This is a genomic window from Nonomuraea sediminis, from assembly GCF_018531495.1.
GTDB classification, from domain to species: domain Bacteria; phylum Actinomycetota; class Actinomycetes; order Streptosporangiales; family Streptosporangiaceae; genus Nonomuraea; species Nonomuraea sediminis.
In genome coordinates, this window is record NZ_JAHDTI010000001.1 from 196,621 (window position 1) to 216,952 (window position 20,332).

General features: G+C 72.0%; 20 protein-coding genes. 10 read left to right on the forward strand and 10 right to left on the reverse strand.

Annotated features, from left to right (window positions below; genetic code table 11):
• Positions 1-52 precede the first annotated feature (52 nt).
• Positions 53-745, reverse strand: coding sequence for an HAD family hydrolase (locus KIK09_RS00890; RefSeq protein WP_214316672.1), 693 nt, complete (start codon positions 743-745; stop codon positions 53-55).
• Positions 746-768: 23 nt separating this feature from the next.
• Here KIK09_RS00890 and KIK09_RS00895 point away from each other — a divergent pair, with 23 nt between their 5' ends.
• Positions 769-1,416, forward strand: coding sequence for an NAD(P)H-binding protein (locus tag KIK09_RS00895; RefSeq protein WP_214316673.1), 648 nt, complete (start codon positions 769-771; stop codon positions 1,414-1,416).
• On the opposite strand, the gene KIK09_RS00900 is transcribed toward KIK09_RS00895, so the two are convergent.
• Together KIK09_RS00900 and KIK09_RS00905 are read right to left on the reverse strand one after the other, a co-directional pair.
• The gene (locus tag KIK09_RS00900) at positions 1,385-2,257 is read right to left on the reverse strand and encodes a TIGR03854 family LLM class F420-dependent oxidoreductase (RefSeq protein ID WP_214316674.1); all 873 of its coding nucleotides are present in this window, start codon (positions 2,255-2,257) and stop codon (positions 1,385-1,387) included. The two genes, KIK09_RS00895 and KIK09_RS00900, sit on opposite strands and share 32 nt — an antisense overlap.
• Positions 2,258-2,332: 75 nt before the next feature.
• Entirely contained in the window at positions 2,333-3,469 is a 1,137-nt protein-coding gene (locus KIK09_RS00905; RefSeq protein WP_308163870.1) for an RNA-guided endonuclease InsQ/TnpB family protein, read from the reverse strand.
• 264 nt (positions 3,470-3,733) lie between these two features.
• On the opposite strand from KIK09_RS00905, the gene KIK09_RS00910 reads away from it, so the two are divergent.
• The 3 genes from KIK09_RS00910 to KIK09_RS00920 all read left to right on the forward strand — a co-directional run bounded on the left by KIK09_RS00910 (position 3,734) and on the right by KIK09_RS00920 (position 5,678).
• The gene (locus KIK09_RS00910) at positions 3,734-4,162 is read left to right on the forward strand and encodes a type II toxin-antitoxin system PemK/MazF family toxin (RefSeq protein WP_214316675.1); all 429 of its coding nucleotides are present in this window, start codon (positions 3,734-3,736) and stop codon (positions 4,160-4,162) included.
• A gap of 7 nt (positions 4,163-4,169) precedes the next feature.
• Positions 4,170-5,210: an NAD(P)/FAD-dependent oxidoreductase gene (locus KIK09_RS00915; protein WP_250572475.1), complete on the forward strand. Its 1,041-nt coding sequence runs from the start codon at positions 4,170-4,172 to the stop codon at positions 5,208-5,210.
• Positions 5,211-5,288: 78 nt separating this feature from the next.
• On the forward strand, positions 5,289-5,678 hold the full coding sequence (locus tag KIK09_RS00920) for a pyridoxamine 5'-phosphate oxidase family protein (protein ID WP_214316676.1): 390 nt from the start codon (positions 5,289-5,291) through the stop codon (positions 5,676-5,678).
• A 9-nt stretch (positions 5,679-5,687) separates the two neighbouring features.
• On the opposite strand, the gene KIK09_RS00925 is transcribed toward KIK09_RS00920, so the two are convergent.
• Complete coding sequence (locus KIK09_RS00925) at positions 5,688-8,717, reverse strand: AfsR/SARP family transcriptional regulator (protein WP_214316677.1); 3,030 nt, start codon at positions 8,715-8,717, stop codon at positions 5,688-5,690.
• A 59-nt stretch (positions 8,718-8,776) separates the two neighbouring features.
• On the opposite strand from KIK09_RS00925, the gene KIK09_RS00930 reads away from it, so the two are divergent.
• Positions 8,777-10,231, forward strand: coding sequence for an MFS transporter (locus KIK09_RS00930; protein ID WP_214316678.1), 1,455 nt, complete (start codon positions 8,777-8,779; stop codon positions 10,229-10,231).
• Between the two features lie 135 nt (positions 10,232-10,366).
• Positions 10,367-11,803, forward strand: coding sequence for a carboxylesterase/lipase family protein (locus KIK09_RS00935; RefSeq protein WP_214316679.1), 1,437 nt, complete (start codon positions 10,367-10,369; stop codon positions 11,801-11,803).
• On the opposite strand, the gene KIK09_RS00940 is transcribed toward KIK09_RS00935, so the two are convergent.
• Positions 11,800-12,357 (reverse strand): TetR/AcrR family transcriptional regulator, encoded by a 558-nt coding sequence (locus tag KIK09_RS00940; RefSeq protein ID WP_214316680.1) that lies wholly within the window; start codon positions 12,355-12,357, stop codon positions 11,800-11,802. The two genes, KIK09_RS00935 and KIK09_RS00940, sit on opposite strands and share 4 nt — an antisense overlap.
• A gap of 105 nt (positions 12,358-12,462) precedes the next feature.
• Here KIK09_RS00940 and KIK09_RS00945 point away from each other — a divergent pair, with 105 nt between their 5' ends.
• Positions 12,463-13,239, forward strand: coding sequence for an SDR family oxidoreductase (locus KIK09_RS00945; RefSeq protein WP_214316681.1), 777 nt, complete (start codon positions 12,463-12,465; stop codon positions 13,237-13,239).
• Between the two features lie 116 nt (positions 13,240-13,355).
• Positions 13,356-14,465, forward strand: a complete 1,110-nt coding sequence (locus KIK09_RS00950) for an MBL fold metallo-hydrolase (protein WP_214316682.1) — start codon at positions 13,356-13,358, stop codon at positions 14,463-14,465.
• Between the two features lie 155 nt (positions 14,466-14,620).
• Here the strand turns inward: KIK09_RS00950 and KIK09_RS00955 are convergent, their stop codons facing one another.
• Positions 14,621-15,523, reverse strand: coding sequence for an SDR family oxidoreductase (locus KIK09_RS00955; protein ID WP_214316683.1), 903 nt, complete (start codon positions 15,521-15,523; stop codon positions 14,621-14,623).
• Between the two features lie 74 nt (positions 15,524-15,597).
• On the opposite strand from KIK09_RS00955, the gene KIK09_RS00960 reads away from it, so the two are divergent.
• Positions 15,598-16,173 carry a TetR family transcriptional regulator gene (locus KIK09_RS00960; protein ID WP_214316684.1) on the forward strand — a complete coding sequence of 192 codons (576 nt, stop codon included), beginning with the start codon at positions 15,598-15,600 and terminating at the stop codon, positions 16,171-16,173.
• Positions 16,174-16,195: 22 nt separating this feature from the next.
• Here the strand turns inward: KIK09_RS00960 and KIK09_RS00965 are convergent, their stop codons facing one another.
• The 3 genes from KIK09_RS00965 to KIK09_RS00975 form a co-directional block, all read right to left on the reverse strand.
• A complete protein-coding gene (locus tag KIK09_RS00965) occupies positions 16,196-16,345 on the reverse strand; it encodes a hypothetical protein (protein WP_214316685.1) in 150 nt (49 codons plus the stop codon).
• 224 nt (positions 16,346-16,569) lie between these two features.
• A complete protein-coding gene (locus tag KIK09_RS00970) occupies positions 16,570-16,824 on the reverse strand; it encodes a WhiB family transcriptional regulator (RefSeq protein ID WP_250572476.1) in 255 nt (84 codons plus the stop codon).
• 99 nt (positions 16,825-16,923) lie between these two features.
• Positions 16,924-17,067 carry a hypothetical protein gene (locus tag KIK09_RS00975; RefSeq protein ID WP_214316686.1) on the reverse strand — a complete coding sequence of 48 codons (144 nt, stop codon included), beginning with the start codon at positions 17,065-17,067 and terminating at the stop codon, positions 16,924-16,926.
• 310 nt (positions 17,068-17,377) lie between these two features.
• On the opposite strand from KIK09_RS00975, the gene KIK09_RS00980 reads away from it, so the two are divergent.
• The gene (locus KIK09_RS00980; protein ID WP_214316687.1) at positions 17,378-18,274 is read left to right on the forward strand and encodes a pirin family protein; all 897 of its coding nucleotides are present in this window, start codon (positions 17,378-17,380) and stop codon (positions 18,272-18,274) included.
• Here KIK09_RS00980 and KIK09_RS00985 read toward each other — a convergent pair.
• On the reverse strand, positions 18,271-20,295 hold the full coding sequence (locus KIK09_RS00985; RefSeq protein WP_214316688.1) for a serine/threonine protein kinase: 2,025 nt from the start codon (positions 20,293-20,295) through the stop codon (positions 18,271-18,273). The genes KIK09_RS00980 and KIK09_RS00985 overlap by 4 nt on opposite strands.
• Positions 20,296-20,332: the final 37 nt, after the last annotated feature.

Consider the following 20,332-nt stretch of genomic DNA (forward strand, 5'->3'; position numbering starts at 1 on the left):
TCGTGGATACGCTCGGATCCAGCCTGGTGGTTCGGCCCGATATTCCCACGGGTCACCCGGCCAGCCGCACCCCGAGCTCATCAAGTCTGCTCAGCATGTCTGCCGGATCCGCGTAGACCCGGAAGGCGCCCGAGCGTTCGAGCTCGTCGCGGCCGTAGCCGCCCGACAGCAGCCCGATCCCGAGCGCGCCCGCGCGGCGGGCGGCCAGCAGGTCCCAGACGCTGTCTCCCACCACCATCGCATGGGCGGGATCGATGCCGAGCAGCGACGCCCCCGCCAGGAACAGGTCGGGGTCGGGCTTGGCCCTGCGCACCATGTCCCTGGTGACCATCGGCGTGTCCGCGGGCAGGCCGAGCATGCCCAGCGCGAGGCGCGCCGTACGGGCGTAGCCGCTGGTGGCGATCGCCCAGGGCACGCCGCGCGCGGTCAGCTCGGTCAGCAGCTCCACGGCGCCGGGCAGCGGCCTGACCGAGTCGACCTGCTCGGCGTAGGCGTCGGCGTGCGTGGTCTGCAGCTCGTCGATCTGCTCGGCGGTCAGCTTCAATCCCGTCTCGCGCAGCAGCGCGGTCACGAACAGGCCGCCGCTCATGCCGATGCGCCGGTGGATGCGCCACACCGACAGGTCGATGCCCATCGCGGAAAGCGCCTGACGCCAGGCGATCACGTGCTGGTAGACGCTGTCGATCAGGGTGCCGTCCAGGTCGAACAGGAACGAGGGCGAGGGTGCCTCAGGAAAGTCGTACATGGCCCCATGACACCATGGTGAGCATGAAGATCGTCATAGCGGGCGGGCACGGGAAGATCGCGCTGCGGCTCGAGCGGCTGCTCGGCGCAGACGCGGTCGGCCTGGTGCGCAACCCCGCGCACGTCGCCGACGTCGAGGCCGCCGGCGCCCTGGCCGTGGTGCTCGACCTGGAGAGCGCCACCGTCGACGAGGTCGCCAAGGTACTGGAGGGCGCTGACGCGGCCGTCTTCGCGGCAGGCGCGGGCCCGGGCAGCGGCGTGGCGCGCAAGGACACGGTCGACAGGGCCGCCTCGGTGCTGCTGGCCGACGCGGCCGAGCGGGCGGGCGTGCGGCGCTTCGTGCAGATCTCCTCGATGGGCGCTGGCAGGCCGCCCGCGCCCGGCTCCGACGAGGTGTGGGCCGCCTACCTCACCGCCAAGACCGAGGCGGAGGACGACCTGCGCCGCCGCGACCTGGACTGGACGATCCTGCGGCCCGGCGGCCTGACCGACGCCCCCGGCAACGGCCGGGTACGGCTGGCGCCCCAGGTGCCGCGCGGCACGGTGCCGCGCGACGACGTGGCGGCCGTGATCGTCGCCCTGCTGGCCGAGCCCCGCACCGCGGGCCTGACGCTCGAGCTGGTGTCGGGCGACGCCCCGATCAGTTCTGCAGTGGCGTCAGCTCTCGGTTGAACCCGTCGAGGAACTCGCGCAGCCCGGGTTCCCGTCCGGCCGGCCGTACGACGAACTTGGTGAGACCGGCGGCCACGTAGCGCTCGACCTGGGCCCGCGCGGCTGCCCAACCCGCGGGCACGAGCGCGGCCGGGTCGGCGTCCGGGCGGCGGCGCCTGATCGAGGCGAGCAGGTCGTCGGAAACGTCGCCGAGGGCGACCGCGATCGAGAGGCCGAAATGGTCGGGCTCGATCTCGCGCCCGGCCTCGGCGGCGTGGCGCTGGATCTCCTCACGCGCGGCGCCCGCTTCCGCGGGGGTGAGCAGGCTGCCCAGCCAGCCGTCGGAGAGCCTGCCCGCCCTGCGCAGCGCGGCCGGGGCGCTGCCGCCCACCCACAGGTCGAGCGGCTTGGCGGGCAGCGGGCCGACGGTGGCGTCGGTGACGCGGTAGTGGTCGCCCTTGAAGGTGACCCGCTCCTGGCGCAGCAGCTGCCTGAGCAGGCTCAGTCCCTCGTCGAAGACCTCGCCGCGCGGACCGTCGACGGGGAAGGCGTCGCGCTCGCGCGGCCGGGCCGGGGACACGCCGAAGGCGGGCAGCACCCGGCGGGGATGGAGCAGGGCCAGCGAAGCCAGTTGCTTGGCCACCAGGACGGGGTGGCGGCCGGGCAGGATCGCCACGCCGAAACCCACCTTCAGCGCGCGGGTGCGTGACAGGGCGTGGCCCATGCCGATGAACGGGTCGATCGAGGCGTCGTAGACGCGTTCGGAGATCCAGAGGGAGTCGATGCCGAGCTCCTCGGCCAGGTCGACGGTCTGCGTGAAGTCGGCTGCGGGGGGCGGCGCGATTCCGAGGCGAATCTTCATACTGGAATGGTGAGTCAGCTTCCCGGTCGTGAACAACCGAGCTTGCAGCTCATCCCCGTCGATGGCATCGACGGTTCAGGCCGCGTCGTCGGCAGCGTGACTCACTGCCCAGCCTGCGACACCACGCGCAGCGATGTTGCGGGCCGCGTTGACGTCGGCATGCTCGGCGAAGCCACACGACGTGCATTTGAAGACAGCCTGGGCTGGTCGGTTGCGCTTGTCCACGTGGTGGCAGACCGAGCACTCCTGGGAGGAGTAGGCAGGGTTCACGTGCACGAGGGCGACTCCGGCCCGGGCCGCCTTGTACGTGATGAAGCTCCCCAGTTGGTGGAAACTCCACGAGTGCAGGGTGACCCGCTGGGGCTTGCGGAGCCGTACCCGGTCACGGATGCCCTGGAGGTCTTCCAGGGCGACCCCGCGGCCGGTGCGTTCAGCCTCGGTCACGATGCGCTTGGCGATTACGTGGTTGGTGTCGGCGGCGAATTTGGCCTCCTTGCGGCGGCGTCGCTTCAACAGCCGTTTCGCGGACTTGGTGGCCTTGGCCTGGAGACGGCGGCGCAATCCCCGCTGCCGATGCCGGTGCGCGTTCAGGCCTTTGCCCGAGCGCCGGATGCCGTCACTGGTGGTGGCGATATTGGCGATGCCAAGATCCACGCCGAGGAATCCGGCGGTCGGCACGGCTACCGGCCGGTCCGGCAGATCGCAGGTCGCGAGCAGGAACCACATGCCATCCCTGCAAATCAGATCGGACTCGCCTTTTCGATGCGCAGCGAGGGTCTTCAGCTGCTCAGGTGAGCATGTGAACGCCACATCCTTGACCCGGCCAGCGACCGTCCAAATCGAGACCGTCCCCGCCTCGAGTTGCCAGGACAGGCACCGGTCATCGTAGGTCTGGGCCGCGTCAGCACGGAAGACGACCGGCTTGCCGTTAGCCCGAGCCAGGCGCGGTCTCGCCTTCAGGTTCGCCTTCACCGTGGTGTAGGCGTCGGCGACCTTCTTGATCACGTGCTGGGCGGCCTGCGCACCCAGCCCGTACCGCTGCTTGATGTCCTGGTAGGTGTGCCCGCGCAGGTCGTACTCGCGTGTCGCCCCAGCCGTGAAAGCAATCCGTGAGACATCGTTTGCGGCCTGGTTGACCGCGTGGAGGGTCGCCTCCAGCGCCGCCGTCTGCTCGGGGGTCGGCAGGAGCCTCACCTGCACCACCAGCTTCACAATCGAACACAGTACCCAATAGTCCATGTCGCCGCGATAGGAACCGCACCGGATATCCGCCGTGGACCCGCTTTCGCCCGGAGCTTGCACGTCCACTTGGTCTTCACCCCAAAGGACCAGCGGGTCTTCATCGCCGCGCTCCTGAGTCGTCCCTGGCCTGGCATCGAAGATTCCGGACTTGGGCGGTGAGAGTCCCGGAGTCCGGCGCCACGGCTACAGAGGCGGACATCATGGGGCATATCCGAGGTTCGATAGGGTGCGGGGATGGGTGATCTTGGGGAGGACCCGCGGCCTGCTCGGGGGGCCGTGCGGGAGGTGTTCGGGGTCGATCGGGTGGCGAAGTTGGACTACTCGCCCGAGCTGGACGGCGCGGCCGATCCCGGGGAGATCGTGTGGGCCTGGGTGCCGTACGAGGAGGACCCCGACCGGGGCAAGGACCGGCCGCTGCTCGTGGTGGGCAGGGCGGGCGGCGAGCTGCTCGGCGTGATGCTGTCCAGCCACGGCGACCACGGCCCCGAGTGGCTCGAGCTGGGCGCCTGGGGACGCGACGGCAAGGTGTCGTACGCGCGCCTCGACCGGGTGTTCCTGCTGTCTGAGGAGGGCATCCGGCGCGAGGGCGCCGTGCTGGACGCCGGCCGCTTCACCCGGGTGGCCGCCGCGCTCCAGGAGCTCCACGGCTGGCGCGTCGCATGACCCCGGAATGACGACCATGCGGGTCGTCGTGATCGGGAGCGGGATCGTCGGGGCGGCCGCCGCCTACGAGCTGAGCCGCCGCGGCGCCGAGGTCGTCGTGCTGGACGCGGGAAGCCCCGGGCAGGCGACGGCCGCCGGCGCGGGCATCGTGTGCCCGTGGGTGGACCATCCGGACGACGAGCCCTGGTACGAGCTGGCCCGCGCTGGCGCCGTGCACTACCGCGAGCTGGAGGAGACCCTCGGCCTCGGCTACGCCCGGGTGGGCGCGCTGCTGGTGGCCGAGGACCCGGCCGAGCTGGACGACGTCCGCGAGCTGCTGCACCGCCGCCGCCCCGGCGCGCCGGAGATGGGCGACGTCGCGGACGTGCGGGATCCGTCGGGGCTCTTCCCGCCGCTGGATCCCGCACTGCACGCCGTACTCGTGCCGGGGGCGGCGCGGGTGGACGGGCGGGCCGTACGCGATGCCCTGCTGCGTGCGGCGGGAGCCGAGGTCCTGCACAGGACGGCCGTCCTGACGGAGTCCGGTGAGGTCGCGGGGATGGACGCGGACCAGGTGGTGGTGGCCGCAGGGGCGTGGAGCGGGCGGGTGTGCGCGCCGCTGGGGGTGGACTTGCCGGTCCTGCCGCGGCGGGGGCAGATCGTGCACGTGACGGTCGACGGGGCCGACACCTCGGGGTGGCCGATCGTGCTGCCGCGGCGGGGGCCGTACCTGCTGGGGTTCCCCAGCTCGCGGGTGGTCGTGGGGGCGACCGTGGAGGACGCCGGGTTCGATCCGCGGGTGACGATGGGCGGCCTGGACGAGGTGCTGTCCGCGGGGTTGCGGCTGGCGCCGGGGCTGGCCGCGGCGACCGTGGCCGAGACGCGGGTGGGGCTGCGGCCGGTACTGGCCAACGGGCGTCCGCTGATCGCCAGATTGACCGATCGGGTGGTGGTCGCGACGGGGCTGGGCGCCTACGGGCTCACGGCCGGGCCGTTCGCGGGGCTGGTGGCGGCGGCGCTGGCGCTCGGCGAGCCGCCGCCCATCGACGTCACCCCGTACGGGGTCTGAACCTGTCTCGATAAGCGCATCGCGGACGTGTAGGCTCATCCTGAGTTAGTCAACTAACACAGGATGGGCTTTGGGGCGATGAGTCTTTTGTCGGTCGCGGACGCGACGTTTCTCGAGGAGCCGCACGCGGGGGTGTTCACCACGATCCGGCCGGACGGGTCGCCGCACGTGGCGCCGGTCCGCTTCACCTGGGATGACGACCAGGACGTGGCCAGGGTCATGACCAGGTCGGCCACCCGCAAGGTCCGCAACCTGCTGGCGGTGCCGGAGTCCCGGGTGGCGATCTGCCAGGTGTGGGGGCCGCGGTGGGTGACGCTCGAGGGCGTCGCCACGGTTTCCGACGATCCGGATCGCGTGGCCGAGGGGGCTCGCAGGTACGCCGCCCGTTACGGCATGCTGCCGCCCGAGCCGCCCGGCCGGGTCGTCATCGAGATCGCCGTCGACCGGGTGATGACGCTGCCGTGGTGAGAAGGAGGCCTAATCCAGCACGGTGCGGACGTCGGCGAGTTTCACGCGGCGCCCGCGCTCGAACTCCGCCTCGAACGCGGCATCGCCCAGGGCCTCCCGCGCGCCCGCCGTGATGCGGTCGAGCTCGACCTGGCTGCTCGGCCCGGCGGGCGTCCCGAGCGAGGCCATGGCTTCGGTGACGACCCCGAGCAGCCGGGCTGCCACCGCCGGCGATCCTGTGGCGGCCAGCGCGCCGGCCAGCCCGGCGACCGCGAAGGCGCCGGTGCGCGGGTCGCCGATCCGCTCGGCCAGGGCCAGCGCCTCCAGATGGAGTTCCCTGGCGGCGTCGGCCCGGCCCTGCGCCTCCTTCATGAAGCCCAGCTCGATGAGCGTGTCGGGCAGGTGCAGTGCGGGCTCCACGTCAGGATCGCGCGGCACGCCGTCAAGCAGCCGCGTCAGGTGCTCCTCGGCCAGTTCGAAACGCCCCGCGCGGCGCGCGGAGAATCCCAGCCCCATCCCCGTGAACACCAGCCCCTCGCGGAACCCCTGCTCCACGGCCCGGTCCATGCCGCGACCGCACAGCTCGATCGCCCGGTCGTAGTCTCCCGACTCCATGGCGATCCAGCCGCGCCAGGCCAGGAACCGCACCGACTCCGGCCACAGCCGCAGTTCCTCTGCCATGCGCAGCCCCTCGGTGAAGAGCCGGTCCGCCGTGGCGTGGTCGCCCTGCATCTCGGCCAGCCCGCCCAGCCAGCCGATGTGCTTGAGCTGGCCCCAGCGGTCACCCAGCGTGCGGAACAGCTGCCTGCCGCGCGTCGCGTCGCGTTCGAGGGCCGCCGCGTCGCGCCTGGTGAAGGCGTCCATGGCGCGCATGTTCAGCGCCCACGCCTCACCCCAGGTGTCGCCGCGCTCGATCAGCGTCGGCAGCGCGCGGCTGACCAGCTCCTGCACGGAGGCCAGGTCCGGCATCGCCTGGGCGGCGAACAGCAGCGCCCGCGGGTCGTCGTGGCCGTCGAGCACGGCGGCCCGGTCGGCCTGCTCCCCCAGCATCAGCGCGAACCCGGTCCGCCACGCCGCCGCCCGCGGATCGTCGGGGAAACGGTCGAGCGTCTCGCGCGCCTCGACCAGCCTGCCGCGCAGGAACCAGTACCAGACCAGCGCGTTGGCCAGCCGGGCCGAACCGCGCGCCGCGCGCAGGTTCGCGGCCTCGGCGTCGAGCCTGTCCAGCCACTCGCGCTGCTCCCCGCCGCGCAGCAGCGGGTCGGCGCGTTCCGCGAGCGCGGTGTAGTAGCCGGCATGCCGTACGGCCAGCTCCTCCTGCTCGCCCGCCTGGGCCAGGCGTTCGCGCGAGTACTCGGCGACGGACTCAAGCAGCCGGTAGCGGATGCCGAGCGGCGTGTCGACGGTGGCCACCAGCGAGCGGTCGACGAGGCGGACCAGCAGGTCGAGCACGTCGTCGGGGTCCACGTCGCCGCCCGAGCAGACCTCCTCGGCGGCCTCAAGCGTGCAGCCGCCCGCGTGCACCGACAGGCGGCGCAGCACGATCCGCTCCGGCTCGGTGAGCAGGTTCCAGCTCCAGTCGATCATCGTGGTGAGCGTGGTGCCGCGGTGTCCCATGGCCAGCAGCCTGAACCGGTCCTCCAGCCGCTCGGCCAGCTTGTGCACGCCGAGCGCGCGCACCTTGGTGGCGGCCAGCTCGATCGCCAGCGGGATCCCGTCCAGCCGCCTGACCAGCCGGGCGACCGCGTCCACGTTGCCCTCGTCGAGGGTGAATCCCGAGGCGCGGGCGGTGAACAGCCTGACCGCGCCGGAGTCCGCCACGGCCCGCGGCTCGGCCCCGTCGGGTACGGCGAGCGGCGGCACGCCCCACACGGCCTCGCCTGGCAGGCCCAGGGGCTCCCTGCTGGTGGCCAGCACCCGCAGCCCGGGCGCGGCGCGCAGCAGCCGCCCGACCAGCTCGGCCACCGGCTCCACCAGGTGCTCGCAGTTGTCGAGGACCAGCAGCAGCTTCCTGGCGCGCAGAGCCTCGGCCAGGTCGGTGTCCTGCCGGATGTCCAGCGCCTCCTCCACGGCCTCGAGCGGCGAGTCGACGGGCGCCAGCTCCACCAGCCACACCCCGTCCGGGTACGCCTCGACCAGCCGGCCTGCCGCCTCGACCGCCAGCCGGGTCTTGCCCACGCCGCCCGGACCTGTCAGCGTGACCAGCCGCCGCTCCCCCAGCAGCGCGCCCACCTCGGTCACCGCCGCGTCCCTGCCGATCAGGTCGCTGAGCTGGGCGGGCAGGTTCGTGCGCGGCCGTTCGCGGGCCGGGTTCAGCGCGGGGTCCTGCTCCAGGATGGCCTGGTGCAGCGCGGCCAGCTCGGGGCCGGGGTCCAGGCCGAGCTCGTCGGCCAGCCGCTCGCGCAGCTCGCCGTAGCTGGCCAGGGCCTCGCTCTGCCGTCCCGACCGGTACAGGGCCTTGAGGTGTACGGCGCGCAGCCGCTCCCTGAGCGGGTGCCCGGCCACCAGGTCGCCGAGCTCGCCCACCAGCGCACCGTGCTCACCCAGCTCGAGCCGCGCCTCGACGTGCTGCTCGAGCGCGCTGAGCCGCTGCTCCTCCAGCCGGACGACGGTGGCCTGGGTGAACTCCTCGTCGGCGAAGTCGGCGAAGGCAGGGCCCCGCCACAGCGACAGCGCGTCGGCCAGCAGCGCGGCCGCGGTCCTGGTGTCACCCGCGGCCTCGGCGCGGGCGACCAGCGCGGCGAAGCGGCCGGCGTCGACCGCGTCGGGCTCGACCTGCAGCAGGTAGCCGGGAGAGCGTGAGACCACCAGGTCGCGGGCACCTGGCTCGGCATCCTCGAGCGCCTTGCGCAGCTGCGACACGCGCACCTGCACCGCGGCCGACGGATTGCCCGGTACGTCCTGGCCCCACAGGTCGTCCACGAGCCGGTCGACCGACACGGGCCTGCCCGCGTGCACCAGCAGATCGGCCAGCAGGGCCCGGACCTTCAACCCGGGGATCGTCACCCGCTCGCCGCCCGCGGTCCACACCTCCAGCGGTCCCAGCACTCCGAAACGCATGCAGCCGACCTTAAGGCCACGAGAAGGAGACCTGAAGCGCCCGAGCGCATCGTGAAGCCATGAACACGAACACGACCCCCAAGGCGGGACGCAAGGAATGGATCGGGCTGGCCGTCCTGGCGCTGCCCACGCTGCTGCTGTCGCTGGATGTGAGCGTGCTGTACCTGGCGCTGCCGCACCTGAGCTCCGGGCTCGGCGCCACCGCTCCCCAGCAGCTGTGGATCATGGACATCTACTCCTTCATGCTGGCCGGCTTCCTGGTGACGATGGGCACGCTGGGCGACAGGATCGGGCGGCGCAAGCTGCTGCTGATCGGCGGTGCGGCCTTCGGCGTCGCCTCCGTAGTGGCGGCCTACTCCACCAGCGCCGAGATGCTGATCGCGGCCAGGGCGCTGCTCGGGATCGCCGGCGCCACGCTGATGCCGTCGTCGATGGCGCTCATCCGCAACATGTTCCGCGACCCCCGGCAGATGGGCGCCGCGATGAGCGTGTGGTTCGCCTGCTTCATGGGCGGCATGGCGCTCGGCCCGCTGGTGGGCGGCGTGCTGCTCGAGCACTTCTGGTGGGGCGCGGCGTTCCTGCTCGGCGTGCCGTTCATGGCGCTGCTGCTGGTGGCCGGTCCGATGCTGCTGCCCGAGTACAAGGCGCCCGGCTCCGAGCGGCTCGACCTGGCCAGCGTCGCCCTGTCGCTCGGCGCGATCCTGCCGGTGATCTACGGGCTGAAGGAGATCGCCAGGAACGGCTGGCACCCGCTGTCCGTGGCCGCCGTGGTGGTCGGCGCCGCCTTCGCGGTCGTGTTCGTCCGCCGCCAGCGCCGCCTGGCCGACCCGCTGCTCGACCTGCGGCTGTTCCTCAACCGGGCCTTCAGCACCACGCTCGGCGTCATGCTGCTGGGCGGCGTGGTGATGGCGGGCACCTCGCTGGTCAGCACCCTGTACCTGCAGTCGGTCGCCGGCCTGTCCCCGCTGCACGCCGGGCTCTGGCTGATCCCGCAGAACATCGTGATGATCGCCGCGATCGTGGCCGCGCCCAAGATCGGTCAGCGGGTCAGCCCCGCGTACGTGATGGCGGCCGGGCTGGCCGTGGCCGCGCTCGCGCTGATCGTCCAGACGCAGGCGCCCTCCGCGGGCGGCGTGATCGTGGTGGTGGCCGGGCTGGTGCTGGCCTCCGGCGGCATCGCACTGCCGATGGGGCTGGGCAACGGCATCGTCATCGGCTCCGCCCCGCCCGAGCGGGCCGGGTCGGCCGCCTCGATCCTGGAGACCTCCGGCGAGTTCGGCGTCGCCCTCGGCGTGGCGCTGCTGGGCAGCCTGGCCAGCGCGGTCTACCGGGCGGTGCTGCCGGAAGGCGCCCCGGACCAGGTCCGCGAGGGCATCAGTACGGCGGGCGGCGCGCCGGCCGCGCTGGACGCCTTCACCACCAGCCTGCACACGGTGGCCGGGGTCGGCGCGGCGGTCTTCGCGGCCCTGGCGCTGCTCACCGTGGCGGTGCTGCGCAAGCCCCAGGCCGCGTGAGGCCCCCGCTGACCACATCCTCGAAGGCGCCGGACCCCTGGGTTCGGCGCCTTCGACTCATAATTCGCTTTTCACCAAAGTGGGAAGGGGTGAGACTGAAGATCCCTTGACCTCCACGGGCAGAGAGGACGCGCGATGACCACGATCACGACGGGCAGGATCCGCGGTCTGGAAGAGGACGGCGTCGCCGTCTTCAAAGGCATCCCCTACGCCAGGAGCCCGTTCGGGGCGCTCCGGCTGGCCGCGCCGGTGCCCGCCGAGCCGTGGGACGGCGTGCGCGACGCCCTCGCCTTCGGCCCGCGGCCGCCGCAGCCGCCGCTGTTCGCCGGGATGCCGGCGTGGGACCCGGCCGACGGGCTCGACTGCCTGACGGTCAACGTCTGGACGCCCGACGCGGGCGGCTCGGGGCTGCCGGTGATGGTGTGGATCTACGGCGGCGGCTACGTGACGGGCTCGGCCGACATGCCCGAGTACGACGGCACCCGGCTGGCCCGGGAGTGCGTGGTCGTGGTCACCTTCAACCACCGGGTCGGCTTCGAGGGCTACGGGCACGTGGACGGCGCCCCGGACAACCGGGCGCTGCTCGACCAGGTGCTGGCGCTGCAGTGGGTGCGGGACAACATCGCCGCGTTCGGCGGCGACCCGGGCAACGTCACGATCTTCGGGGAGTCGGCGGGGGCCGGCGCGGTGGCGTGCCTGCTGGCGATGCCGTCGGCGGCCGGGCTGTTCCGGCGGGCGATCGCGCAGAGCGTGCCGGGGATGTTCTTCACGCCGAGGTACGCCGCCAAGGTGACGCGGGCGCTGCTCGGGCTGGCGGGGGCCGGCACGCCGTACGAGGTGGCGCCCGAGGCGGCGGCGGAGGCGGCGGGGCAGCTGGCCTCCGGCGAGATGCGGGGCGATCCCGAGCGGTGGGGGACGATCGCGTTCGCGCCGACCCCGTTCGCGCCCGTGGTGGACGGGGAGGTGCTGCCGGACACGCCGTGGAACGCGCTGGCCGACGGGGCGGGTAGCGACGTGGAGCTGATCACCGGCTACAACAGGGACGAGTACCTGCTGTTCCAGCTGATGAGCGGCGGGCGGACCGGCGAGCTGGGCGCGGCGTTGAAGACGCTCGCCCCGGCGGACGCGGACGTCGTCTACCGGACGGCGCACCCGCAGGCGTCCGACGCGGAGCTGCTGGTGATGCTGATGTCGGACTGGATGTTCAGGATGCCGAGCGCGCTGCTGGCCGACGCGCACACCGGGCCCACCTTCGCCTACGAGCTGACCTGGGCGCCGCAGCCGGAGCTCGGCGCCTGCCACGGGCTGGACGTGCCGCTGACCTTCGGCACTGTCCACGGGCAGCTGGCCGCGCTGACCATCGGGGGTTCGCCGCACGCGGAGGACCTGTCGCGGCAGTTCCGTACCGCCTGGACCCGCTTCGCCGCCACGGGAGACCCCGGCTGGCCCGCCTACGACCCGGTGACCGCCACGACCCACCTGTTCGACGTCGAGCCACGCGACGTGCCCGACCCCGAGGCGGCCTCCCGTGCCCTGTGGTCCGAGCCCGGCTTCCCCCCGGTCGACGGCTAGAGGCCCCGGTCGGTGCCGACGCCGCGCAGCAGGGTGTCGACGACGAGGGTGGCGGCGGCGTCCGGGTCGGCGGCGCGGGAATGGGCGGCCTCGTGGATGAGGGCGTAGTAGACGCGGCGGGCCCAGTCCAGGTCGGCGTCCGCGCGCAGCAGGCCCGCGTCGCGGGCGCGGCGGAAGAGGCGGTCACACTGCTCCTCGACGTCCGCGTGCACCCGGGCCACCTCCGGGTCCTGGTGGCTCATCGCGAAGCCCCAGTGGGCCTTGACGCGTAGCACGTTCGCCGTGACCTGGTAGAGCGCCACCAGCGGCGGCGTCGAGTCGGGGTGCGCGGCGGCGACGGCCTCGGCGAAGCGGCCCGCCGCCCAGGCGGCCATGGCCGACACCAGCGCCTCGCGGGAGGCGAAGCGGCGGTGCACCGTGGTGCGGGCCACCCCGGCCGCCTCGGCGATCTGCTCCATGCTGGCCGCCGGGCTCTTGCTGAGCACGCGCTCGGCCGCCTCGAGGATCGCCTGGATGGTCCGTGAGGTGTCCGATCTGAGCGCACGCTGAGTCACACGGTCAGGCTACTGCATGGTGCCCGTTCGAGTACGACTTGCATCATCAATGTTGCAAGTCGTAGAGTCACAGCATCGATGAAGATGCATGTGGAAGGAATGACCATGGACATGCGACTCAGCGGCAAGTCCGCACTCGTCACGGGCGCCAGCCGGGGGCTGGGGCTGGCGATCGTCAGGGCGCTGACGGCCGAGGGCATGCGCGTCACGGGTGCCGCCCGGACGATCTCGCCCGAGCTCGAGGCGACCGGCGCCACGGCGATCGCCGCGGACCTGTCGACCGCCTCCGGTGTCGCCGCCGCGCTTGACGGGGTCGGCGACCTCGACCTGCTGGTCAACAACGTGGGCGGTGGCGACGGCGGCGAGGGCCAGTTGGGCGGCTTCCTCGGCTTCGACGACGAGCAGTGGCGCCAGGCCTACGACCTGAACTTCCTCAGCGCCGTCCGCGTCACCCGCGGCGCGCTGCCCGGCCTGGTGCGCACGCGCGGTGCTGTGATCAACATCTCCTCCAACGGCGCCCGCATGCCGCACGCGGGGCCGGTCACCTACACCACGGCCAAGGCCGCGCTCACCGCGTTCGGCAAGGCCCTGGCCGAGGAGTTCGGCCCGCAGGGAGTGCGCGTCAACACCATCTCTCCCGGCCTCGCGCGCACCGCGATGTGGGAGGCCGCCGACTCCTACGGCGCGGCCCTGGCGGGAGCCATGGGGATGGACCACGATCAACTGCTGGCGGGGCTGCCGTCGAGCGTCGGGATGACCACCGGTAGATTCGTCGAGCCTGAGGAGGTCGCCGCGCTGGTGACGTATCTGGCCTCGCCGCATGCCGCCAGCGTCAACGGTGCGGACTACCTCATCGACGGCGGATCCATCAAAACCGTTTAGAATCTATCGCGATATATCTGTCCAAGAGGGCGGGCGGGGGCGCCTCTCGGGAACAGCCGGGGATCGCGGCAGGTTCGGACAGAGGGTGGAGTGAGTACCCCAGGGGAGTGTGGCTGATGGCAGGAATGCGGAAGATCCTCGTGGGCGGAGCGGCGCTGGCCGCCGCCGGGTGGGCGCTGCGCCAGGTCCCGGCGGAGCTGGGGACGCGCCCGTTGCAGTCGGGGCCCGACCGGGCGGCCAGGATCCGCCGGTCACCGCAGTTCAGTAACGGCACGTTCGTCAACACCATGCCGGACGCGAGCACCGCCGTGCCGACCGCCCCGCCGGTCGGCATGCTGCGCGAGCTGTCCAAGGACAGGGAACAGCGCCGCCCCAACGGGCTGATCCCGCTACGGGTGCCGCCGACCGACGACCCGGTCGGGCTGCGCGCCGTCTGGTACGGCCACGCCTCCACGCTGGTCGAGCTCGACGGGCGCAAGGTGCTGTTCGACCCGGTGTGGAGCAAGCGTCCCTCACCCTCCCAGCTGGTCGGCCCCAAGCGGCACCACCCGGTGCCGATCGAGCTGAACGAGCTGCCGCAGGTCGACGCCATCGCGATCTCGCACGACCACTACGACCACCTGGACATGGCGACCGTGAAGTGGCTGACCGCCACCCAGAAGGCGCCGTTCCTGGTCCCGCTCGGCATCGGGGCGCACCTGGAGCGGTGGGGCGTGCCGCTGTTCCGGATCATCGAGCTCGACTGGGAGGAGGAGGCCGAGGTCGCGGGCCTGCGTTTCGTCTCGACCGCGGCCCGGCACTTCTCCGGCCGCTCCCTGACCCGCAACGACACGCTGTGGGGGTCGTGGGTGATCGCTGGGCCGACCAAGCGGGTGTTCTACGCGGGTGACTCCGGCTACTTCGAGGGCTACAAGGGGATCGGGTCGGCGCACGGGCCGTTCGACCTGACGCTGATGCCGATCGGCGCCTACAGCCCCGCCTGGCCCGACATCCACATGAACCCGGAGGAGGCGGTCAACGCCCACCTCGACCTCGGCGGCTCACTCATGCTGCCGGTGCACTGGGCGACGTTCACGCTGGCGCTGCACCCGTGGGCGGAGCCGGTGCGGCGGCTGTGGCGCGAGGCCAAGGCCCGCGACGTCAAGATCGCCGTCCCCCGCCCCGGCCAGGCCATCGACACGACCGACACTCCCGCCGTCGACGCCTGGTGGGAACTGCTCGCCTGACAATTTCCAGCTGTTGTACGGCGGGCCGCCGCCACCGGCCGCCCGCCGTACTTCGCCCGAGGACCCGCATCCGGCGCCCCTGGCGAGTCGATGCCACTCCCCCGCCGCAACGCCGCCCGCAACCCGGGCACCGCGGACCCTCGCGCGCCCGTAGGTCACTCATCCTCGCCCGCCGTACTGGCGAAGTAGTGGCCCTTGGACAGGTCCTCGAGGAGCGCCGGGTGGAACGGTTGCCAGCCGAGCAGTTCGCGGGTCAGGGCGCTGGAGGCCGGCTGGTCGACCGCGAGGATCGGTCCCAGGAAGCCGAAATCCCCGACTGGAGCGGAAGCCGCAGGGACGTTCAGGTGGCGGGCGATCACCTCGGCGATGTCGCGGATCCGGACGCCTTCGTCAGCGACCGCGTGCAGCACCGATCCGGCCGGCGCCTGCTCCACGGCCAGGCGGAACAGGCGCGCGGCGTCCTGCACGTGCACCGCGGGCCAGCGATTGAACCCGTCGCCGACGTAGCCGGAGACGCTCTTGTCGCGGGCGATGCCGATCAGGCGGGCGATGAAGCCGGGGTCACCTGCGCCGTGCACCGTCCGTGGCAGCCGGACGACGGACGAACGGACGCCGTATCCGGCCAGGTCGACAGCCGCCTGGGCATTCGCGGCCCGGCCGGCCGTGGGCGAGCCGGGAGCAGGCGCGTCGCGCTCGGTGGCCACCCGGCCATCCGCGAGCGCGGGCGTTCCTGAGGCGATCACCAGAGCCTTGCCTGTGCCCTCGAGCGCGGCGCCCATCGCCTCGATGGCGCGCGCGTCGGCGCTGATCGAATCCGCGAATCGCGTGAAGTCGTGAATGAACGCGAGGTGGATGACCGCGTCGCAGCCGGTGGCCCCGGCGCGCAGGGCGTCGAGGTCGTCGAGGTCGCCGCGCAGCACCTGCGCTCCGGCGGCCGTGATGGCGGCGGCCGAGGAGTCCGACCTGGCGAGCCCGACGACCTGATGGCCCGCACCGAGGAGTTCGGGAACCACGGCCGAGCCGATCCAGCCGGACGCACCCGTGACGAATATCCGCATGAGACCTCCTGATGTCAGTGACTGTCATCACTGTAACGCCGATGACAGTCACTGTCATCACGTAAGGTTGTGCCATGGGCCGATGGGAGCCGAACGCACGCGGCAGGCTGGCGCAAGCGGCGCTGGGTCTTTACGCCGAGCAGGGCTTCGACCAGACCACCGTGGCGCAGATCGCCGCACGGGCCGGATTGACCGAGCGGACGTTCTTCCGGCACTTCGCCGACAAGCGCGAGGTCCTGTTCTACGGCACCGAGATCATGCGGGAGCAGCTGGTACGCGCCGTCGCGGACGCGCCGGCCTCCGCGACGCCGATGGAAGCGGTGAGCGCGGCACTCGAAACCATGGGCGCCCTCCTGCAGGAGAACCCCGAACGGGTCCGGATGCGCGATGCCGTCGTGTCCGCCCATGCGGACCTGCGTGAACGCGAGCTGATCAAGCTCGCCGGGCTCGCCGCGGCGATGACCGACGCCCTCGGCGACCGCGGCATCCCCGCGCCCGCCGCGAGCCTGGCCGCAGAGACGGGAATCGCCGTGTTCAAGGTCGCCTTCGCCCACTGGATCAACGAACCGGGACAACAGGACCTACTGGCGATCCTCCGCACCTCGATGGAGGAACTGAGAACCGTCCTCGCACAACGCGCACCCGCCTGACCATCCATCGATCGCTTCGCGTTCATGCCGAGGCGTCGAAGAGGGCTCCGAGCTCTGGTACGGGCGGGTTGGGGTTGGCCTCGGCCAGGTAGGGGAAGACCCGCGCCGCGGGAACGGCGGCGGCGTCCACGCCGTCGCTGACCCGGGTGCCGTTCCAGCCCCCGACGATCACCGAGTAAAGGGTGTCGATGACGTCGTCGTTGAGCCATCGGCCGCTGCAGGTCTCGTAACCCTGGCCGGTGAGCGCGCCACGCTCGACGTCCAGGTAGCCGTGTTCGCGCCCGTCCGCCGTCGGCTCGCCGGATTGCAGCGGTTCGTGACAGTGCGCGGCGGCGAGTACTTCTTCCTGCCGAGCATGACCGCGATCGCGTGGCTGGCCTCCCTCCCCTGAGGGGGTCAGTCGAGCGTGCCGACCTGTTTCACGGATCTGAGCCGCCGGCGTTCCTCCGGCGTCGAACCGCCCCACACGCCTTCCGCCTGGCCGGTCGTCACGGCCCACTCCAGGCAGGCAGGCCGTACGGCACAGCCCGCGCAGACCGCTTTCGCGTCCGCGACGATGGCGAGGTTGCCCTCTTCCCAGCCCGGCGGGAAGAAGATGTCGGGGTCGGACCTCCGGCACGCGGCCCGGTCCATCCAGTCGATAGTCAACATGCCCTCAATTGCGTGCAGCCTATGCGGGCGGCACATCACTCGTCCTTACCAAAGAGAAGGAGAGCCGACGGACTCGCCCTCGGCTCTCCTCGGAAGTGGTTACCACCACCACCCTCCGCCGCAGCCGCCGCCGCAGCCGCCGCCGCAGCCGCCGCCCCACCAGCGGCGACGTCGCCACCAGCGCCGACGGCCCCAGCCCCAGCCGCCCCAGTCGTTCCAGGCACGGAAGCCTCCGCGTGCCATGATTTCCTCCTCATGTGCAGCCCCCATCGCGGGGGGCACCTACATGCGGACAAATACGACATTAATCCGCAAACCTCGGCACATCATTAGATGTGTTGAGTGTTGGTGAGACTTTGGGGTGGACTTCGATCTATCGGCATTTACCCAAGTCAACGCATGGAACGTGGCCACGGCTCGCAAAGGGGCAAACACCGGCGGTGCCGACTCGTTCTCATGCAGTGAGACTCCGCGGCGTCCGCGTTCCGACCAGCCCCGATGCCTTGGTGAGCTCGCCACTTCGGTGCTGCGGCGGTGGCCGTACAGTCGTGGGATGAGCAACCTGGAGCGGGACCCGCAGGAGCTGCGGTGCGGGCAGGTGGGCGGCGCCGACGTCGAGCTGCTCGAGGCTCGGGAGGTGCCGCTGGGCGGGCCGCGTGCGATGAAGGTGCGCAGGGCGCTGCCCGGGGTGCACCGGCGCATGATCGGCGCGTGGTGCTTCGTCGACACCTACGGGCCCGAGGTGGCCACGATGCGGGTGCCGCCGCATCCGCACACGGGGCTGCAGACGGTCAGCTGGCTGGTGGCGGGCGAGGTGCTGCACCGCGACAGCCTGGGCAGCCTGCAGACCATCCGCCCGGGGCAGCTCAACCTGATGACGGCGGGGCGGGGCATCTCGCACTCGGAGGAGTCACGCGAGGGAGTGCTGCACGGCGTGCAGCTGTGGGTGGCGCTGCCGGGCGAGCACCGGCACGTGGAGCCGGGCTTCGAGCACCACGCCGACCTGCCCGAGGTGACCGGACCGGGGTACACGGCGACCGTGGTCATGGGGACGTTCGCCGGGGCGAGATCGCCGGCGGCGGCCTACAGCCCGCTGGTCGGCGCGCAGCTCGCGGTGGAGGGGACGGCGGAGGTGCCGCTGGATCCCGCCTTCGAGCACGGGGTGCTGTCACTGGACGATCCGCAGGCTCCGCTGCGGTACCTGCCGCCGGGACGGACGTCGGTCACCGTGGAAGGCGGGCGCGTGCTGCTGATCGGCGGTGAGCCGTTCGCCGAGGAGATCGTCATGTGGTGGAACTTCGTCGGGCGCGGGCACGACGAGATCGTCGCCTTCCGCAAGGAGTGGATGGAGGGCGAGGGCTTCGGCTCCGTCGAGGGCTTCGACGGAGACCCGCTGCCCGCGCCCATCCTGCCGACCTCGAGGCTCAAGCCGCGCGGCCGGGTCCGCTAGCCCTTGGTGGCGTAGTAGATCAGGTCGACGTTGTCGGCGTTGACGGGCACGTCGGCCAGCAGGCGGACCATGGTGCCCGACATGTCGAGCACGCGCAGTTGCTGCCGCGAGCCCTTCGCGTCGGGCTTGGCCCAGCACATCACGTGCTCCTCGTCGAACCACTCGGGCGGATACTCGCACTGGGACTCCAAGCGCTTCAGCTCGGCGCCGGTGCGGGTGTCGAAGACGCAGGTGGTGGCGCTGTTGTCGAAGCCGGGGCAGTCGGTGGCGAACTTGCCGCCCGACGGGGAGAACAGCCGCTTGGCCAGCCCGGCGCCCACGTTCGGCACCCGGCGCACGCTCGTGCCCTGCTCGTCGAAGAAGCGCAGCGCCTGCGTCTTGCTGTCGGAGCCCATCACGATCACGCCGCTCTGTCGGTCGTCGAAGCCGTAGCTGATCCCGCGCAGCGCCCCCTCGCGCAGCGTGACGGGCTTGAAGTCGCGCGCGGTCACGTCGACGATGCCGAACCCGGTGGACTGCCAGACGCCGTCCTTGCCCGAGTCGCCGATGTTGACCAGGATGCGACGGCTGTCACGGGACCACACCTGGAGGCTGGCGTTCTGCGGCTTGTGCGTGGTCCTGATGGATAACTTCTCGCCCGACACCTGATCGGTGATCTCCACCGCGTCGTAGCCGTCCTCGAAATGCTTCGTGCGCAGCGCCTGGTATCTGCCGTCGGGCGACAGCAGGATCTGCTCCACGTCGGAGCGGCGCTTGAAGGGGCCCGTCAGGGAGTCGCGCGGGTAGTCGGTCCATTCCTTGGTCTTCGGGTCGTAGATCGAGTACCCGGTCAGGCGGACCGGGTCCGACGGGTGCTCGTAGATCGTGCCGGTGGTGCCGGGCAGCTTCGTCGACGACAGGCCGGACGTGGGCACCGGCGAAGGCGTCGGGCTCGTGGCCGGCCGCGAGGCGGAGGGCGAGGCGGCCGTGGGCCTGGGTTCGGGCAGGTTGCGCAGCGCCACCCCGACCACGACGACCGTGGCGACGATGGCCAGGCCCGCGGCGATCCCGGCGACCACGAAGCCGCGGTTGCCGCGGCGCGGCGGCATCGGCGCGGGCATGCCGTACGGGCCCGGTGGCGGCGGTTGGAAGCTGGGCGGCGCCCACTGCGGCTGCGGCGGGACGTTGCCGCTGACCAGGGCGGCCGCCTGCCGCAGTTCGGCGGGGTTGGAGTTCGGCTGCTCGAGCAGGCGCAGGATCACCTGCTCGGCGGTGGGCCGGCGGGCCGGGTCCTTGGACAGGCTCGCGGCCACCAGGTCGCGCAGCGGTCCGGTGAGGCTGCGCAGGTCGGGCTCGGTGTAGAGCACGCGGTGGATGGTCGCGGGCACGGACTCGGCGGAGAACGGGCCGACCCCGCTGGCGGCGTAGACCATCGTGCTCGCCCAGGCGAACATGTCCGCGGCAGGGCCGACCGGGTGGGCCAGGATCTGCTCGGGTGCCATGAACGCGGGCGTGCCCACCGGCATGGAGGTGATCGTGGAGGTGGCGTCGAGCGCCTTGGCGATGCCGAAGTCGATCACGCGCGGGCCCTCGGCGGCGAGCAGCACGTTGTTCGGGCTGAAGTCGCGGTGCACGATCCCGGCCTGGTGGATGGCGGCCAGCGCGGTGACCGAGCCGATGGCCAGCCGGTGCAGTGCCGACTCCGTGCGCGGCCCCTCCTCGGTGACCGCGCGGTGCAGAGACCTGCCGTCCACGAACTCGCTGATGATGTACGGTCGCCTGTCGTGTACCCCCGTGGCCAGCACCTTGGCCGTGCAGAACGGGGCCACCCGCTGTGCGGCGGCCGCCTCCCTGGCGAAACGTTCCGCGGCCGTGGCGTCCGCGGCTAGGTGTGGGCGTAACCACTTGATCGCGACCTGCTGCCCCCTGTCGGCCGCTCCGAGATAAACCACGCCCTGGCCGCCCTCGCCCAACCGCCCTTTCAGCTCATACCCCCCGATGGCGGCTGGATCGTTCTCGCTGAGTGCGGCAATCAACGGCATAACAGAATTATGCCGATCATTGCTTGCAGATCGCTTG